The organism is Gordonia sp. ALPHA1B1 (assembly GCF_005502615.1).
GTDB classification, from domain to species: Bacteria; Actinomycetota; Actinomycetes; order Mycobacteriales; family Mycobacteriaceae; genus Gordonia; species Gordonia hongkongensis.
Genome location: NZ_SCOC01000011.1, coordinates 125,484 through 143,035 on the forward strand (window position 1 = coordinate 125,484; position 17,552 = coordinate 143,035).

At 66.7% G+C, this 17,552-nt stretch carries 17 protein-coding genes; 9 read left to right on the forward strand and 8 right to left on the reverse strand.

What is annotated here, in order from left to right:
* The 5 genes from narJ to FFS52_RS09970 form a co-directional block, all read right to left on the reverse strand.
* Entirely contained in the window at positions 1–666 is a 666-nt protein-coding gene (gene narJ / locus FFS52_RS09950) for a nitrate reductase molybdenum cofactor assembly chaperone (RefSeq protein WP_058251982.1), read from the reverse strand.
* Complete coding sequence (narH, locus tag FFS52_RS09955; protein WP_137809580.1) at positions 663–2,348, reverse strand: nitrate reductase subunit beta; 1,686 nt, start codon at positions 2,346–2,348, stop codon at positions 663–665. The genes narJ and narH overlap by 4 nt, the downstream gene beginning before the upstream one ends.
* Positions 2,348–6,091 (reverse strand): nitrate reductase subunit alpha, encoded by a 3,744-nt coding sequence (locus tag FFS52_RS09960; protein ID WP_137809581.1) that lies wholly within the window; start codon positions 6,089–6,091, stop codon positions 2,348–2,350. The genes narH and FFS52_RS09960 overlap by 1 nt, the downstream gene beginning before the upstream one ends.
* 124 nt (positions 6,092–6,215) lie before the next feature.
* Positions 6,216–6,557, reverse strand: coding sequence for a LuxR family transcriptional regulator (locus FFS52_RS09965; protein WP_137809582.1), 342 nt, complete (start codon positions 6,555–6,557; stop codon positions 6,216–6,218).
* A gap of 284 nt (positions 6,558–6,841) precedes the next feature.
* On the reverse strand, positions 6,842–7,942 hold the full coding sequence (locus FFS52_RS09970) for a PQQ-dependent sugar dehydrogenase (RefSeq protein ID WP_137809583.1): 1,101 nt from the start codon (positions 7,940–7,942) through the stop codon (positions 6,842–6,844).
* A gap of 272 nt (positions 7,943–8,214) precedes the next feature.
* Between FFS52_RS09970 and rpsH the strand changes: the two genes are divergently transcribed.
* From rpsH to map, 9 genes are all read left to right on the forward strand, one after another.
* Positions 8,215–8,613, forward strand: a complete 399-nt coding sequence (rpsH, locus tag FFS52_RS09975; protein WP_004023571.1) for a 30S ribosomal protein S8 — start codon at positions 8,215–8,217, stop codon at positions 8,611–8,613.
* A gap of 15 nt (positions 8,614–8,628) precedes the next feature.
* Complete coding sequence (gene rplF / locus FFS52_RS09980; RefSeq protein WP_058251979.1) at positions 8,629–9,165, forward strand: 50S ribosomal protein L6; 537 nt, start codon at positions 8,629–8,631, stop codon at positions 9,163–9,165.
* 3 nt (positions 9,166–9,168) lie between these two features.
* Complete coding sequence (gene rplR, locus FFS52_RS09985) at positions 9,169–9,573, forward strand: 50S ribosomal protein L18 (protein WP_058251978.1); 405 nt, start codon at positions 9,169–9,171, stop codon at positions 9,571–9,573.
* A 46-nt stretch (positions 9,574–9,619) separates the two neighbouring features.
* Positions 9,620–10,267: a 30S ribosomal protein S5 gene (gene rpsE / locus FFS52_RS09990; RefSeq protein ID WP_058251977.1), complete on the forward strand. Its 648-nt coding sequence runs from the start codon at positions 9,620–9,622 to the stop codon at positions 10,265–10,267.
* Between the two features lie 2 nt (positions 10,268–10,269).
* Positions 10,270–10,455, forward strand: a complete 186-nt coding sequence (gene rpmD, locus FFS52_RS09995) for a 50S ribosomal protein L30 (RefSeq protein ID WP_058251976.1) — start codon at positions 10,270–10,272, stop codon at positions 10,453–10,455.
* The gene (gene rplO / locus FFS52_RS10000) at positions 10,452–10,892 is read left to right on the forward strand and encodes a 50S ribosomal protein L15 (protein WP_004023566.1); all 441 of its coding nucleotides are present in this window, start codon (positions 10,452–10,454) and stop codon (positions 10,890–10,892) included. The genes rpmD and rplO overlap by 4 nt, the downstream gene beginning before the upstream one ends.
* 206 nt (positions 10,893–11,098) lie before the next feature.
* Positions 11,099–12,427, forward strand: coding sequence for a preprotein translocase subunit SecY (gene secY, locus FFS52_RS10005; protein ID WP_058251974.1), 1,329 nt, complete (start codon positions 11,099–11,101; stop codon positions 12,425–12,427).
* A complete protein-coding gene (locus tag FFS52_RS10010; RefSeq protein WP_004023564.1) occupies positions 12,424–12,978 on the forward strand; it encodes an adenylate kinase in 555 nt (184 codons plus the stop codon). Before secY ends, FFS52_RS10010 begins: the two co-directional genes overlap by 4 nt.
* Before the next feature lie 54 nt (positions 12,979–13,032).
* The gene (gene map, locus FFS52_RS10015) at positions 13,033–13,836 is read left to right on the forward strand and encodes a type I methionyl aminopeptidase (protein ID WP_137809584.1); all 804 of its coding nucleotides are present in this window, start codon (positions 13,033–13,035) and stop codon (positions 13,834–13,836) included.
* A 43-nt stretch (positions 13,837–13,879) separates the two neighbouring features.
* On the opposite strand, the gene FFS52_RS10020 is transcribed toward map, so the two are convergent.
* The 3 genes from FFS52_RS10020 to FFS52_RS10025 all read right to left on the reverse strand — a co-directional run bounded on the left by FFS52_RS10020 (position 13,880) and on the right by FFS52_RS10025 (position 17,521).
* On the reverse strand, positions 13,880–15,082 hold the full coding sequence (locus tag FFS52_RS10020) for an alpha/beta hydrolase (RefSeq protein ID WP_249356179.1): 1,203 nt from the start codon (positions 15,080–15,082) through the stop codon (positions 13,880–13,882).
* Positions 15,083–15,400: 318 nt separating this feature from the next.
* Positions 15,401–15,529, reverse strand: a complete 129-nt coding sequence (locus tag FFS52_RS24045; protein WP_283205436.1) for a hypothetical protein — start codon at positions 15,527–15,529, stop codon at positions 15,401–15,403.
* A 369-nt stretch (positions 15,530–15,898) separates the two neighbouring features.
* Positions 15,899–17,521: an HNH endonuclease signature motif containing protein gene (locus FFS52_RS10025; protein WP_137809585.1), complete on the reverse strand. Its 1,623-nt coding sequence runs from the start codon at positions 17,519–17,521 to the stop codon at positions 15,899–15,901.
* Positions 17,522–17,552: the final 31 nt, after the last annotated feature.

Consider the following 17,552-nt stretch of genomic DNA (forward strand, 5'->3'; position numbering starts at 1 on the left):
TCACGCTCGGGTCGGGTTGATCGGCAGCAGGCGGGGGTCGAAGGGTTCCAGGCCCACGGTCTCCGTCGGTGCGGGTGCGCACATCGCGAGCGCCGTGGCCCGGTCGGGTGGGGAGGGACTGGGCAGGGTGGCGCACACCGCCGCCACCGCCCCGGCGTACGGCGACTCCGCGCCGAGCAGGGCGAACCGGATCAATTCCAGTGCTGCACGGTGCTTCTCGAGCAGCTCGACGCCGCGGCCCGGATCGGCCCGCGCGCTGAACTCGAGCACGATCGGCAGATGGTCGGGCAGTTCACCGCGCAGGTCCACGAGAAATCCACTGTCGCGGTAGGCCTGCTTGAACTCGCCCAGCGACGCGCCCCGACGCCGGGTGTCGCCGTCGGACCAGTACGACAGGTAGAGCGTGTGCCGTTTCGAGAGATCGAAGAGCTCGATGTACTCGCGGCGCAGCGCTGCCGGATCGCCGTTGGCGAGGTGGTCGGTGATCTGCCGCAGCAGGTGTGGGGTCTGTGGGTCATCCATCTCGGCGAGGGCGGCCCGCATCAGATCGACGCGGCCGAGGACCTCGTCGTCGGGATAGCTCAGGCACCAGGACGCGATCAACCGTATGACGGTGCCCTCGTCGGTCGCCCGCGAGCGACGTGCGAACAACCGTGGTCCCCTCATCGTGCTTCCTCGTCGGGAGTCGATCCGGGTACGCGTTCGGGGAACAGGCCCGGCGGGGCCCCGTTGCCGTCCCAGTTGAGCAGGTTGGTCCGGCCCGCCATCGTGTGCTCGCCGGCCGCCGTGTCAGTGGTCTGACGCTGACGCAGCGCATGGAACGTCTCCACCGACACCGGCGCGGGACGACCGCTGGCCTCGCCGAACGGCGACGAGTCGAACATGCCGGGTCCGTCGTCGTAGTCGAGCGAACACCCCATCTCGTCCAGTTTCTCGGCCTGTTCGAGATGAGCCGTGGGGATCACGTATCGCTCTTCATATTTCGCGATCGCCATCAGGCGGTACATCTCGTACACCGCCTCCTCGGTCATCCCCACCGCGGCCGGTATTCCGGCGTCGGGTTCACGGCCCAGGGTCACGTCGCGCATGTACGAGCGCATGGCGGCCAAGCGGCGCAGCACCGTGTCGACGACGGCGGTGTCACCGGCGGTGAACAATTCGGCCAGGTACTCCACGGGGATGCGGAGTGCCTCGATGGCGCCGAAGAGGGTGCCCGCGCCCTCGGCGTCGTGACCCTGCTCGGCGAGCAGGTCGACGATCGGCGACAGCGGCGGGACGTACCAGACCATCGGCATGGTGCGGTACTCCGGATGCAGGGGGAGTGCGACACGGTACTTCTTGGCCAGCGCGTACACCGGGGATCGGCGGGCGGCCTCGAGCCAGTCGTCCGGGATGCCGTCGCGTCGAGCGGCGGCGATCACCGCCGGATCCTCGGGGTCGAGCATCAGATCGAGTTGCGCCTCATACAGATCGCGATCATCGGGGACCGAGGCGGCCGCAGTCACGGCGTCGGCGTCGTAGAGGAAGATGCCCAGGTAGCGAAGTCGTCCGACGCACGTCTCGGAACAGACGGTGGGTTGCCCGACCTCGATGCGCGGGTAGCAGAGCGTGCACTTCTCGGCCTTGCCGGACTTGTGGTTGAAGTAGATCTTCTTGTACGGACAGCCCGTGATGCACTGCCGCCAGCCGCGACAGCGATCCTGGTCGACGAGCACGATGCCGTCCTCGCTGCGCTTGTAGATCGCGCCGGAGGGGCAGGACGCCATGCAGGACGGGTTCAGGCAGTGTTCGCATATGCGCGGCAGATAGAACATGAACGTCTGCTCGAACCCGAACTTCACCGCATCCTCGGACTCACGACGCAGCTTCTCCACGATGGGATCGCGTTTCGCGAGTTCGGGTGCGCCGCCGAGATTGTCGTCCCAGTTCGCCGACCAGGTGACCTTGGTGTCCTTGCCGGTCAGCAGCGATTTCGGACGGGCGACGGGGAAGTCGTCGCCGAGCGGGGCGTCGATCAGGGTCTGGTAGTCGTAGGTCCAGGGTTCGTAGTAGTCCTCGATGGTCGGTTGGACCGGACTTGCGAACAGGGTCAACAGCTTTCGGATCCGGCCGCCTGCACGCAACCGCAGCCTGCCGTTGCGGTTGAGGACCCATCCGCCCTGCCAGGTGTCCTGGTCGTCGTAACGACGCGGATATCCCTGTCCGGGGCGGGTTTCCACATTGTTGAACCACACGTACTCGGTGCCGGACCGGTTGGTCCAGGCCTGCTTACAGGTCACCGAGCAGGTGTGGCACCCGATGCACTTGTCGAGATTCATCACCATCCCGACCTGGGCCATGACCCGCATCAGTACGTCACCTCCTGGCTGCGTTTGCGGATGGTCGACACCATGTCGCGTTGGTTGCCGGTCGGTCCGAGATAGTTGAAGGCGTAGGACAACTGGGCATATCCACCGATCAGATGAGTCGGTTTCACCAGCAGCCGCGTCGGCGAGTTGTGGATGCCGCCCCGGCGGCCCGTCGCCTCCGACTTCGGGACGTCGATCGTGCGTTCCTGGGCGTGGTGGACGTAGCAGACCCCGGCCGGCATGCGATGGCTGACGATTGCACGGCACACGAAAACGCCGTTGGCGTTGGTGCATTCGATCCAGTCGTTGTCGGCGACGTCGATCGAGGCGGCGTCCTGGGGACTCAGCCAGGCGATCGGCCCGCCGCGGGAGAGTGACAACATGAACAGGTTGTCCTGGTACTCGGAGTGGATCGACCACTTCGAGTGCGGCGTCAGGTACCGCACCGTGATCTCCCGGGCGCCGTCGGGTCCGAGCTTGGGTTCGCCGAACAGGCGGTGCATGTCCAGCGGCGGCCGGTAGATCGGGAGCGACTCGCCCATGTCGATCATCCAGTCGTGGTCCAGATAGAAGTGCATCCGTCCGGTGAGCGTGTGAAACGGCTTGAGCCGCTCGATGTTCACCGTGAACGGGGCGTACCGGCGGCCGCCGGTCTCCGACCCGGACCACTCCGGCGACGTGATCACCGGCACGGGTGCCTTCTGGGTGTCGGCGAAGCGGATGCGCTTCTCCTCCGAACCGCGCGCGAGGTCGTCGAGGCGGAAGCCGACGCGTTGCTGCAGCTGTTCGAAGCCAGCCACCGCGAGTTCGCCGTTCGTGGTCCCCGACAACGTCAGGATCGCCTCGGCGAGTTTCTCGTCGGTGTCGATGGCCGGTCGGCCGTCGCCGGCGCCGCCGAGCATCACGCCGTTGGTTTCGCCGAGTGTGCGTGTTTGTTTCTCGAGCGGGTAGGTCACGTTCTTGACGGTGAAGCCGAGGGTGTCCGCGAGCGGTCCGATGGACGCCAGCTTGTCCGCGATCGCGGTGTAATCCCGTTCCACCACCGTGAAGTTCGGCATGTTCCGGCCTGGCTGTCCGACAACGCCGTCGTGTCGCCAGTCCAGAACCCGGCCGTGCGGTTGTGCAACCTCACCCGGGGTGTCGTGCTGCAGGGGGACGCTGACGAGATCGCGCCGTGTACCGAGGTGGGTGCGTGCCAGGTCCGACAGCTTGCGTGCGAGCCGGTGGAACAGGTCGAAGTCGGACTTCGCCTCCCACGGCGGGTCGATCGCCGGCGTGAACGCGTGGACGAACGGGTGCATGTCCGTCGAGGACAGGTCGTGCTTCTCGTACCAGGTCGCAGCAGGCAGAACGATGTCCGACAGCAGCGTGGTCGAGGTCATCCGGAAATCCGCCGACAGCAGCAGATCGAGCTTCCCCTCCGGAATGTCGTCGTGCCAACGGATCTCGGCAGGCCTCGGGGTCTCGGGTTTCTCGGCGCCGAGCACGTTGTGGTGGGTGCCGAGCAGGGTCCGGAGGAAGTACTCGTTGCCCTTCGCCGACGAACCGAGCAGGTTGGATCGCCACAGCACGAGGGTCCGGGGCCAGTTCTCCGGTGCGTCGACGTCGGTGATCGCGGGTGTCAGTTCGCCGTTCTGCAGACGCTCGGCGACGTAGGACGCCGGATCGGCGGCGTCACCGCGGTCGACCGCAGCGGTAGCCTCGTCGGCGACGTCGAGAGGGTTGGTGGAGAACTGGGGATAGAAGGGCATCCAGCCGAGCCGCGCCGACTGGGCGATGGCGTCGGCGGTGTGCTCGTGGTCCATCGTGCCGCGCGACAGCGGAGAGGCGAGTGAGGATGTCGAGTATCCGTCGTTGCGCCATTGCCCGGTGTGCATGTACCAGTACGAGGTCCCGGTCATCGTCCGCGGCGGGCGCGTCCAGTCCAGCGCGTTCGCCAGCGAGATCCAGCCCGTGATCGGACGACACTTCTCCTGCCCGACGTAGTGCGCCCAACCGCCGCCGTTGCGGCCCATGCATCCGGTGAGGATGAGCAGGGACAGGATCGCCCGATAGGTCGCGTCGCCGTGGAACCACTGGCAGATCCCGGCGCCCATGATGATCATCGAGCGGCCGCCGGATTCCTCGGCGTTGGCGGCGAATTCGCGCGCGACGCGAATCGCCGCCGCGGCCGGCACGCCGGTGATCTCGGCCTGCCACGCCGGTGTGTACGGCGCCGATGCGTCGTCGTAGCCGGTGGGCCACTCGCCGGGGAGCCCGTCCCGGGTGACGCCGTACTGCGCGAGCATCAGATCGAAGACGGTCGTGACGAGCCGTCCCCCGATCCGCCGCGCGGGGACACCTCGGCGGACCACGGCGCCGCTGCCGTCGGGGGCGTCGAAGACCGGGAACGCGACTTCGACGAATTCGGCCGCATCGCTCATGAGTGTCAGCGCGGGTTGCGCGCCGTCGAGATCGAGATTCCATCGCCCCGCTCCGGAGTCGGCGTACCGGAACCCCATCGAGCCGTTGGGCACCACCGGCTCATCGCGTGCCTCGTCCCAGCACACCGTCTTCCAGACATCCTCGGAGGCAACATGTTCCGCGCCGGGCAACTCGTCGGCGGTCACGAACTTCCCGGGGACGAATTTTCCGGGGACGCAGGTGCCGGTCGAGTCACCGTCCGGCCCGCCCGGTTCCTCGTCCAAGTGGATCAGGAACGGCAGGTCGGTGTAGCGGCGCACGTAGTCGTCGAAGAAACGGGTCGAGCGCCGGACGAAGAACTCGGTGAGGATGACGTGTCCCATCGCCATCGCGAGCGCCCCGTCGGTGCCGGCCTGCGCGGGCAGCCATTCGTCGGCGAACTTGGTGTTGTCGGCGTAGTCGGGGCTGACCGAGACCACCTTGGTGCCGCGGTAGCGCACCTCGGCCATCCAGTGCGCGTCCGGGGTCCGCGTCACCGGGACGTTGGAACCCCACATCATCAGGTACGTCGCGTCCCACCAGTCCCCGGACTCCGGGACGTCGGTCTGGTCGCCGAACACCTGGGGACTGGCCACCGGAAGATCGGCGTACCAGTCGTAGAACGAGGTCATCACCCCGCCGATCAACTGGATGAACCGGGTGCCGACGCAGTGGCTGACCATCGACATGGCCGGGATCGGGGAGAAACCCGCGCACCGGTCCGGACCGTGGGTCTTGATCGTGTGAACGTGCGCTGCCGCGGCCATCTCGACGGCCTCGTCCCAGGAGACGCGAACGAGCCCGCCCTTGCCCCGTGCGCGCTGGTAGGAGCGTCGGCGCAGCGGGTCTCCGACGACGTCGGCCCACGCCAGCACGGGATCGCCGAGCCGGCGCTTCGCCTCGCGGAACATCTCCACCAGCACACCCCGGGCGTACGGGTGTCGGACCCGGGTGGGGGAGTAGGTGTACCAGGAGAAGGCCGCGCCCCGCGGGCACCCGCGGGGTTCGTACTCGGGCCGGTCCGGGCCCACCGAGGGGTAGTCGGTCTCCTGGGTCTCCCAGGTGATGATCCCGTCTTTGACGTAGACCTTCCACGAGCAGGAGCCCGTGCAGTTCACGCCGTGTGTCGAGCGCACGATCTTGTCGTGGCTCCATCGATCCCGGTAGAAGACGTCACCCGCCCGACCGCCGTCCCGGAAGACGACACGACGATCGTCGGTCTCGTCCCATCGGGTGAAGAACCTGCCGATGTCCAACAGTGCGGTGGCTGCAGAACCCTGTACATCTTCTGACCGGGCCATGAGCGACACCATACCGAGGGTCGGCAATTGTTTCTTCCCGAATCGCAAAGTCGATCAGATATGCCGAAAACGTTTGTGGGAAATACACCCGTCGGTCATTCGGGAAACAATTTGGTCGCTTAGGTCAACGCGTGGCAACCGTCAACAGGATCGCCGAGTCCTCTTGTGCGGTCAGGCCGTGACGCGTCGACGGAATGGTCACCAGATCGCCGGTGGCGCCCTCCCACCGGCCGGCCGGGTCGCCGTCCGCCGAGGTCAGGACGACACGCCCGCGCAGGACCTGCAGCGTGGCCTCGGTGGGACTGTCGTGATCCGACAGTGCCGCGCCCGCGACCAGTGCGATCACCGTTTGTCGAAGATGGCGAGAAGATTTGCCGTGCAACGTATGAGAGGCCCGTCGGCTCGACGCTTCGCGGGCCGAGGACAGGAGCTCGTCGACGAGCTCGGGCAGATGAGTCGAATCCACGTGTTCCACCATGACATCGCGGCGCGGCGACGAGGTGATGTTCGGCGGATCGAGGCCAGTTCGTTGTTCCGCTGTCGACCGACGCGGTGATCCTGCCGCCTGGAACAGGCCACACAATCGTTGCGAAAACACCCTGTGATGACGGGCTCGCACCCATGAGAGTCGGGCGATGAGACGGTTTCGGAAAATGGTTCCGCGAAATGGTTTGAGAATCGAACTGTCGATTCCGGACAGAACCGATCGGCGCCCGTCGGATGGCTTCGGGTCCGCGCGCCGAACTGGGGTCAGCCGAGCCGCATCCGGAGCAGACGATCGTCGCCGTCGGCCGGCCGGCCGCGTCCGTCGGTGTTGCTCGTGCCGAACCACAGTGAGCCGTCGGGCGCGGCGGCCACGACGCGCAGCCGGCCGAACTCGTCGGCGTACCTGCTCACCGGCTCGCCGGCGGCCGACTCCGTGAGCGGTATCTCCCACAGCCGCCGGCCGCGGAGCGCGGCCATGTAGGCGCGGTCGCCGATGATCGCCAGCCCGGCCGGGGACGCCTCCTGCGTGGTCCAGGTGGCGGCCGGCGCGACGAACCGCGGATCATCGGAATCGCCTTCGACCTCCGGCCACCCGTAGTTGCCACCCGGTCGGATCAGATTGAGCTCGTCACGACGGTTCTGTCCGAACTCACTGGCCCACAGCCGGCCTGCGCCGTCGTAGGCCAGGCCCTCGACGTTGCGGTGCCCGTACGAGTGGACCTCGTTGCCGAACGGGTTGCCCGGCCACGGGCGGCCATCCCGGTCCACCCGCAGGATCTTGCCGTTCAACGCGGTGACGTCCTGGGCGACCTCGGGTACGGCGGCATCGCCGACCGCGACGAACAGGCTTCCGTCCGAACCGAAGGCGAGGGCGCCGCCGTGATGGTTGTAGGCCGCGTCGAGTCCGGTGATCAGCGGTCGGGGACGGGTGAGCCGGCCGCCGTCGAAGTCCAGGCGCACCAGCCGGTTGTCGGTGGCGGTCGTGTAGTAGACGAACACCGCGCTCTCGTCGCCCGGCGCCACCGCGATGCCCTGCAACCCGCCTTCGCCGCGCGGAGCGGCGTCAGCGAACTCGCCGACGGTCCGGACCTCGCCCCCTGGGGACACCCGCACGACCGTGGCGTCGTCACGCTGGGTGACGAGGGCATCGCCGTCACCGAGGAAGGCCAGCGCCCACGGCACGTTCAGCCCGGATGCGACGGTCTCGACCGACGCGGCGTCCGCGGACGTGCCCGTCGGACCCGAGCCGGATCGATCCCGCGTCGGCGGATCGTCGGTGGCGCACCCGGTCACCAGCGACGTACCGGTGATGCCGAGCAGCCCGGCCCCGAGCAGGCCCGTTTTGAGGAGTTTGCGTCGATCCATACCCTCGATGGTGCCTGATGGTCGCCACTGCCGACCGGTGCCGATTTGGGTCTACGCTGCGGATTCCCTACACTAGACCGGTTGCCTGTGCACCTCAGGTGTCCGGGACACAACTGAATAGTCTCCGGTGCCGGCGAAAAGCCAAGGGCATCGGCGGCGAGAACCTTCAGAAACAACTATCCACTTCGTGGAAGGCCCACCGCAGGTCGCCGGGATTTTTCCGGCCACCGGCGCTGTATGGGAACCGCTACGAGAAAGGTTGACGGTCACCCATGACCATGACTGACCCGATCGCAGACTTCTTGACGCGTCTGCGTAACGCCAACTCGGCGTACCACGACGAGGTGACACTGCCCTCGTCGAAGATCAAGGTGAACATCGCCGAGATCCTCAAGCGCGAGGGCTACATCACCGACTACCGCACCGAAGACGCGGAGGTCGGGAAGAACCTCGTCGTCTCCCTGAAGTACGGCCCGAGTCGCGAGCGCTCCATCGCCGGTCTGCGCCGCGTCTCCAAGCCCGGCCTCCGGGTCTATGCAAAGTCCACCAACCTGCCCAAGGTTCTGGGCGGCCTCGGCGTGGCCATCATCTCCACGTCGTCGGGCCTGCTCACCGATCGCCAGGCAGCCAACCAGGGCGTGGGCGGCGAAGTCCTCGCCTACGTCTGGTAGGGGAGGTAGCAACACATGTCGCGTATCGGAAAGAACCCCATCGAGATCCCCGCGGGCGTGGACGTCACCATCGACGGCCAGAACGTCACCGTGAAGGGCCCCAAGGGTGAGCTCTCGCTCACCGTCTCCGAGCCCATCTCGGTCGCCAAGGAGGACAACTCCATCGTCGTGACCCGCCCCAACGACGAGCGTCGCAGCCGCGCGCTGCACGGCCTGAGCCGTTCGCTCGTGAACAACCTCGTCGTGGGCGTCACGCAGGGCTACACCAAGAAGATGGAGATCTTCGGTGTCGGTTACCGCGTGCAGGCCAAGGGCAGCGACCTCGAGTTCGCGCTCGGTTACAGCCATCCCGTGCCGATCGAGGCCCCGGCGGGCATCACGTTCGCCGTGGAGTCCCCGACGAAGTTCTCGGTCTCGGGTATCGACAAGCAGCAAGTCGGCGAGATCTCGGCGGTCATCCGCCGCCTGCGTCGTCCGGACCCCTACAAGGGCAAGGGCATTCGCTACGAGGGTGAGCAGATCCGTCGCAAGGTCGGAAAGACGGGTAAGTAAGCCATGAGTGATTCAGCTACCAAGACAGTGCGCAAGCCGATCGGCAAGGACGTCTCGACGCGTCGTCGCAAGGCGACCGGCAACCGTCACTTCCGCCTCCGCAAGAAGGTCAGCGGAACCCCGGCCCGTCCGCGTCTCGCGGTCAAGCGCAGCTCGCGCCACATCCACGTCCAGTTGATCGACGACCTGGCCGGCAAGACGCTGGCCGCGGCATCGACGATCGAGGCCGATGTGCGTGCGGCCGGCGGCGACAAGTCCGCGCAGGCCCGCAAGGTCGGCGAGCTCATCGCCGCCCGCGCCAAGGCTGCCGGCGTCGACGCCGTCGTGTTCGACCGTGGTGGCAAGGACTACCACGGCCGGATCGCCGCGCTCGCCGACGCCGCCCGCGAGGGAGGCCTGAGCTTCTGATGACCATCTCGAACAGCTACACCCACATGACCGGAGGGAACCTCTGATGCCCGGACGTCAGCGTGACGGCGGAAACGGACCCGCCGGTAACGACAACAACCAGAACAACCAGGGCGGCGGCAACGACCGTCGCGGCGGTGGCCGCGGCGACCGCCGCGATCGTGGCGGCCGCGACCAGGACCGCAACCAGCTCGAGCGCGTGGTGACCATCAACCGCGTCTCGAAGGTGGTCAAGGGTGGACGTCGTTTCTCGTTCACCGCTCTCGTGGTCGTCGGCGACGGCCAGGGCATGGTCGGCGTCGGCTACGGCAAGGCCAAGGAAGTCCCGGCCGCGATCCAGAAGGGTGTCGAGGAAGCTCGCAAGAACTTCTTCCGCGTGCCCCTGATCGCCGGCACCGTGACCCACCCGGTCCAGGGTGAGGCCGCCGCCGGTGTCGTCATGCTCCGCCCGGCCAGCCCCGGTACCGGTGTGATCGCCGGTGGCGCGGTGCGTGCCGTGCTCGAGTGCGCGGGCGTCCACGACGTCCTCGCCAAGAGCCTCGGCTCGGACAACGCCATCAACGTCGTGCACGCCACCGTCGCGGCACTCAAGATGCTGCAGCGTCCCGAAGAGGTCGCGGCCCGCCGCGGTCTGCCGATCGAGGACGTCGCTCCGGCCGGTATGCTCCGCGCTCGCGCAGGACAGGGGGTCTGATCATGGCTCAGCTGAAGATCACTCAGGTCAAGGGCACCATCGGTACCAAGAGCAACCAGCGTGACAGCCTGCGGACCCTCGGACTCAAGGGCATCCGCCAGACCGTCACCCGCGAGGACACGCCGATCAACCGCGGCCTCATCAACGCGGTTCGTCACCTCGTGACAGTCGAAGAGGTTCAAGCATGACCATCAAACTCCATCACCTTCGCCCCGCTCCGGGGTCGAAGACCGACAAGACCCGCGTGGGTCGCGGTGAGGGGTCCAAGGGTAAGACCGCCGGTCGCGGCACCAAGGGCACCAAGGCACGCAAGAACGTGCCCGCCGGCTTCGAGGGTGGCCAGATGCCGATCCACATGCGGCTGCCGAAGCTCAAGGGCTTCACCAACCGCAACCGGATCGAGTACCAGGTCGTCAACGTCGGCGACATCGCCCGCCTGTTCCCGCAGGGCGGCACCATCGGCGTCGACGAGCTCGTCGCGGCCGGGGCCGTTCGCAAGAACAAGCTGGTGAAGGTTCTCGGCGACGGTGACCTGTCGGTCAAGGTCGACATCACCGCCGACAAGTTCACCGCCTCCGCCAAGGAGAAGATCGCCGCTGCCGGTGGCAGCGTCACCGAACTCTGACGGACACACACCGCGGTCGGGCGGCAGCATCGCTGCCGCCCGACCGGGGCGTTTCGGTGTGACTGTTAGAGTCTCAGAGGTTGTCCTGCCGGACACGCCCAAGACTGCCGCATCCCGAAAGATCATCGTCGATTGCCGAGCACACGGGGGTCGGGTCGCACCGACCCGGAACGTAGACCTCGCGTGGTCGTTACTAGGAGGAGTTAGTGCTTTCCCCCCTCTTCGCGGCCATTCGGACGCCGGATCTGAGGAAGAAGATCCTCTTCGTTCTCGGCATCATCATCCTGTATCGGCTGGGAGCGACCGTCCCGTCGCCGGGTGTCGACTACCAGGCCGTGCAGGCGTGTCTCGACGAGGTCTCGTCCGGTGAGTCGAGCTCGGTCTACTCCCTGATCAACCTGTTCTCCGGCGGCGCGCTGCTGCAGCTGTCGGTGTTCGCGATCGGCATCATGCCGTACATCACGGCGGCCATCATCGTGCAGCTGCTGACCGTGGTCATCCCGCGCTTCGAGCAACTCCGCAAGGAGGGCCAGGCCGGCCAGGCCAAGATGACGCAGTACACGCGCTACCTGGCCGTGGCCCTCGCACTCCTGCAGTCGACGGGCATCGTGGCCCTCGCCGATCGTGGCCAGCTCCTTCCGCAGTCCTGTGCGCAGAGCGGCGAAGTCCTCAACGACCAGAGCATCTTCGGTCTGTCGATCATCGTGCTCGTCATGACCGCCGGCGCCTGTGTCGTCATGTGGTTCGGTGAGCTCATCACCGAGCGCGGCATCGGCAACGGCATGTCGCTGCTGATCTTCGCCGGTATCGCCGCGCGTATCCCCGCCGAAGGTCGCACCATTCTCAACAGCCGCGGCGGACTCGTCTTCGCCCTGGTCTGTGTCGCCGCGCTGATCATCGTCGCCGGCGTAGTGTTCATCGAGCAGGGTCAGCGCCGCATCCCGGTGCAGTACGCCAAGCGCATGGTGGGCCGCAAGATGTACGGCGGGTCGTCGACCTACCTGCCGCTGAAGGTCAACCAGGCCGGCGTGATCCCGGTGATCTTCGCCTCGTCGCTGCTGTATCTGCCGCAGCTGATCGTCGAACTCACGCGCAATCCCGATGGGACGCAGTCGACCTGGCAGGAATACGTCACCAGGTACCTGACCGATCCGAGCAACGGCGTCTACATCGCCGTCTACTTCCTGATGATCATCTTCTTCACGTACTTCTACGTGGCGGTGACGTTCAATCCGGAGGAGCGCGCCGACGAGATGAAGAAGTACGGTGGATTCATCCCGGGCATCCGTCCGGGAGCGCCCACGGCCGAATACCTCGGGTATGTGCTCAGTCGCATCACGCTGCCGGGCTCGATCTACCTCGGTATCATCGCGGTACTCCCGAACCTGTTCCTCGAGATCGGTAACAGCGGCAACGTCCAGAACCTGCCGTTCGGTGGTACGGCCGTACTGATCATGGTCGGCGTGGGTCTGGACACGATGAAGCAGATCAACAGTCAGTTGATGCAACGCAAGTACGAAGGATTCTTGAAGTGAGACTTGTCATTCTCGGCCCGCCCGGAGCAGGTAAAGGCACCCAGGCGGAGCTTTTGAGCGAAGCACTCGGGATCCCCCACATCTCGACCGGTGACCTCTTCCGCGCCAACATCTCCCAGGGCACCGCCGTGGGTGTGGAGGCCAAGAAGTACCTCGACGCCGGCAACCTCGTCCCGTCCGAGATCACGGTGGACATGGTCCGCGCCCGCGTCGGCGAGCCGGATGCGTCGAAGGGTTTCATCCTCGACGGTTTCCCGCGCTCGACCGAGCAGGCCGACGCGCTGAACGACATCCTGGCGAATCTCGACGCCTCGCTCGACGCCGTGCTCTCGTTCGTCGTCGACACCGACGTCGTCGTGGAGCGCATGCTGGCGCGTGGCCGCGCCGACGACACCGAAGAGGTCATCCGCAACCGGATGGACGTCTACACCCGGGAGACCGCGCCGCTGCTCGCGTACTACGGCGACCAGGTCAAGACGATCGACGCGGTCGGTGACATCCAGGGCGTCCACCAGCGCGTCCTGAGCGCGCTCGGCGCCGGCGTCTCCTGACCCCGCTGCGTTCTGACCGCACAGTCTCCGACAACCGAGGAATCGCTGTAGGGCATGGGTTTTCGTAAGCGCAAGCGCGTCGTCCCCTTCCGCAGTGCGGGCGAGCTCGATGCCATGGCCGCGGCGGGCGCGGTTGTCGGGGCCGCGCTCGTCGCGGTGCGCGATGCGGCGAAGCCGGGGGTCAGCACCCTCGATCTCGACGAGGTCGCCGAATCCGTGATCCGGGGGGCCGGGGCGGTGCCCTCGTTCAAGGGCTACCACGGCTTTCCCGGATCCATCTGCAGCTCGGTGAACGACGTCGTCGTCCACGGCATCCCGTCCGCGGACGTCGTTCTCGCCGACGGCGATCTGGTGTCGATCGATTGCGGCGCCATCCTCGACGGCTGGCACGGGGACTCGGCCTGGACCTTCGGGGTCGGGGAACTGTCCACCGCCGACGAGGAACTCTCCGAGGCGACGCGGTTGTCGATGGAGGCGGGGATCGCGGCCATGGTCGACGGCGCTCGCCTCACCGACATCTCCCACGCCATCGAACTCGGTACGCGCGCCGCGGAGAAGAAGTTCGGCCGGCCCTTCGGCATCGTCGACGGTTACGGCGGACACGGCATCGGCCGCGAGATGCACATGGAACCGTTCCTGGCGAACGAGGGTGAACCCGGCAAGGGGCCGACGCTCGTGATCGGCTCCACCCTGGCCATCGAGCCGATGCTGACGCTGGGCACCACGGACACCACCGTCCTCGACGACGATTGGACAGTCGTCACCGACGACGGGTCGCGTTCCGCCCATTGGGAACATACCGTCGCGGTGACCGCCGACGGGCCGCGGATCCTCACGCCGCGCCCCACCGGAGCCTGACCGACCGGTAACCGCCTCGGGTGACGGCCGGTCAGGCGGGTTCCTACGCGGGACAGGTCACATCTTCGTCAGGCATGGCGCCATCGACCAGGTAGTCGGTGACGACGTCCTGTGCGCACGCGTTCGTGCCCAGTACGAAGACGCCGTGCCCGCTACCGTCGACGCTGAGGAGCCGCGAGCGGTCACCGAGCTTCTCGTTGTTCCGCTCGCCGTTGACATGTGGAGTCACGGGGTCGCGCTGATGTTGTGTAACAAGCACGTTGGTCGGCCCCTCGGCCTCGACGGCGATCGGTTGCGTGGCCGGGTCCGTCTGCCAGAAGGCGCACGGCATGATGCTGGCTGCCGCAGCACCGAACAGCGGATAGGTCTGCCGGTCTTCGTCGATGGCGCGCTCGTAAGTCTCGGGATCACTCGGCCATTCGACGTCGTTGCACATCACCGCGAGAAACACCGACCAGCTGTTGTCCGCGTCCGCGACGCCCGCGCGGATGGCCAACGGAGTGTCGCTGGGTGTCCCGTCCCGCATGGCGGTCCACTGCTGTGCTGTCGCGTCGTACGACGCCGGATTGTAGAGCGCGACGAACGTGGCCGGCCGGAACAGGCGACCGTCGACCCCGTCCACCGGACTGCGATCGAGTTTGTCCGCGATGGCGAAGTACTTTTCGCGCACCTCCTGCGGGGTGTTGCCGAGGCCGTATCGGTCGTGGCGTGCTGCCGCCCACTTCGCGAAGTCCGGGAACGTGTCCTTCATTCCTCGTGCGTATCGACGCATGCCCTCATGGTCCAGGTGAGTGTCACCGATGTTGCTGCCCAACACGATTCGGTCGGTCGCAGTCGGGAACATCGATGCGTACGCGGCACCGAGTGCGGTGCCGTAGGAGTACCCCAGGAAGTTGCCCTTCTCCTCTCCGAGCGCGGCGCGGATACGGTCGAGGTCACGCGCCATGTTCGCCGTCGTCATGTGCCGCATCCTGCTCGTCGTCGTTGGCGGCGCAACGGTTCGCCACCACCTCTGCCGTTTTCGCCTGTTCGTCGAATGCCGCGGCGTCGTATGCGTACGGAGGTACGGCCCCGTAGTACTCGAGGCCGGGCGTGAAACCGCAACTGATCGGCGTGAATGGCCGATTCCCCGTATGTCGGTGCCGATGAGGTCGTAGGTGTCTAGGAGTTCGGTCGAAAGACCACGCTGCTTGAGGAAGATCGGTTGAGCCAGTCCGCTGCCGCCGGGGCCCCCGGGATTCAGCATGAGCGACTCCCGACGTCCTTCCGAATTGTCCGATGGCAGACGAGAAATGGTGAGGTCGATCTGTTCACCCTCTGGATCGCCGTAGTCGAGAGGTACCTGCACTGTGGCGCAATGTAGCTGCGGCGGTCCGGCATCGGGACTCTGGACGCCGTCTGGGCACAAGGACCATCGAGCTCTGTCTGGCTCGCGGGTTGCGCGCGTTCGTGGGGTGGAGCCGGGGTGGACGTCACCGAGCAACCGGCGAAGAGAAGACCGGTCACCGCGAACGAGGACAAGAGACTTGTTCTCATTCTGTAGGTTTCCTTTCCATTGGCCGGGTCAGGACCCGACCGTGTCGAGCAGCCAGTGGTGGTGGAGACGGAGCGCGCGCTCGAGGCTGCCTGCCGCGGCGCCGATGCCGAGAGGCACGTTGAGCCACAGCGGCAGACCGACCGGGGATGTGAACACCCATATGGAGTCCGCGATCGGGGGGAATCTGCGAGATGAGTTCGGCGACCTGCAGGACGAGGAGTGCGACGCCGATGAGCAGCAAGACCACCGAGAAGGTCGCGATCAGTCGGCTAGTGAGTGGGTGGTTCTGCGCCAGTCGAACGCGACGCCCCTCTGCCGAAGCGGGGTCTGGGGTCAGTTGCCGTTCCCGGCCGTTGTCGGCGACGTAGTGGCATCGTTTGATTCCGGCTCCGCTCATCGACACGTGGATCGTGCCGCCGTCGATGGGAACAGAACCGCATTAGTTGCAGGTCTCAGCCCCTGCTTCCTGAGGTGCGAGGAGCGATAGCGACGAGCCTCGGAGGGGCCTCTTGTGTTGTAGCGCCGTCAGTTACGTGCGAGGAATTCGGTGAGGAACGCGTCGACGACGGAGGGCTTGGGTCGGGGTGGTCGGACGTCGATGACGTGGCTGACCGTCGACCATGAGCGGCGCGCGTCGGCGTGGGTGTGGCCGTCTGGGCGCGTCTGACCGCCGGGCCGGGTTGGTGGTCCGTGGATTTCGTCGCGCACGGTGTTCAGGTGTTCGGCGAACCGCCGGGGTATGTCGGGTCGGCGGTTGAGGCGCTCGGGGTTTGGCGGTGCACCGGGTTCGGCATTCAATCGCCACAGGCAGCGGCCTTCGTCGGGTCCGTCGCGGACTACCCGGGTGGTGTACTGGCCGGGTGCCTCGCCAACCATCCGGTTATGACGGGGACAGGCCGGGGCGAGGTCGTCGATGTCGGTGAGACCGCCCTTGGCCCAGTCCTTCTGGGCGTGATGCATGTCGACGTGGGTGGCGGGCTGATCGCAACCGGGTGCCGAGCACACTTCCCCGTCAGGGCGGGCGAAGGAGACGAGGCGTTGTTCGCGGGTGGCCAGGCGTTTGCCCCGCCCGAAGTACAGCGGCACAGTCGTGGCGTCTTTGAAGATCGCCAACCACGGCTGGACGTCACCGGCCATCGTGATGACGTCCTTGATGGGGAGCAGGGTGCCGGTGGCGGTGGTCGCGAGTCCGGCTTCGCGGATCAGGTCGGATAGGTCGGCTTTGATGATCAGTTGCACGGGCAGGCCGCGGTGCGAGGTTCCCAATGTTCCGTCGGCGAACCCGGCGGCCAGTGCGGCGTCGAGCGCGTCGTGATTCGTTTGTGCGAGGGTGCGGCCGTCGCGGTCGGCTGCGGCGGCCAGGGCGTCGGGGTCGGCGGCACCGGCCGGCCCGCTGGGCGAGTGGGGGTCGTCGGGGTTGTTGAGTCCGGGTTTGCCCCACACGGCGAACATCATGGTGAGCCGGGCGACCAGTGCGGGAGTGACGGTGCCGGAGATCTTGGCGGTGCCGTCGGCGCGTTGCCTGCCGATCCACAGGCCGCGGCGTCGTTTCTGGTCGGTGTCGTCGGTCAGTGTGCCGTCGGGGTCGAGGTGGGCGAGCAGCCGCGCGCCGAGTTGGGTGATCTCGGCGGGGGTGTGGGCTTCGGCGATCTCGGCCATCTGCCGTTCGGCGGCGACCTTGATGTCGTGGTCGATGGTGCCGGGGATGCGGTCGAGGACGTCGAGGGTGGCCTGCACGTGCGCGGTGCCGACCGCGCCTTGTGCGAACGCTTCGGCGAGGCAGGGGTATTCGGGTGGGAGGACCTCGCCGCCGAGGCTGGTGCGGTGGGCGGTGGCGTCCATCTGCTTGCGACGCCGCATCGGGTTCGAGACTCGTAGCCGGTGGGTCATGAATTGCATGAGTGTTCGGCACCCGGCTTTTCGGGGCAGGTCGCGGGCCTCGACCTGATCGATCTGCCGATCACCGGCAACAATCAACCGTGCGATGGCGCGTTCGGTTTCCGCGGCCACGTCGGCGAGTTCGGCATCGGTACACGGCGACAGATCCACGGTCTGCAACTTGTCCAGGGTGCGATGCAGATCGGCAACCAATTCGACCGCACGAGGGGTCGGCGCGTCGGTGCCGACGTCTCGTTGGGAATCAAACACGACCTCACCCCCCCGTGGTGAATCGAATGTG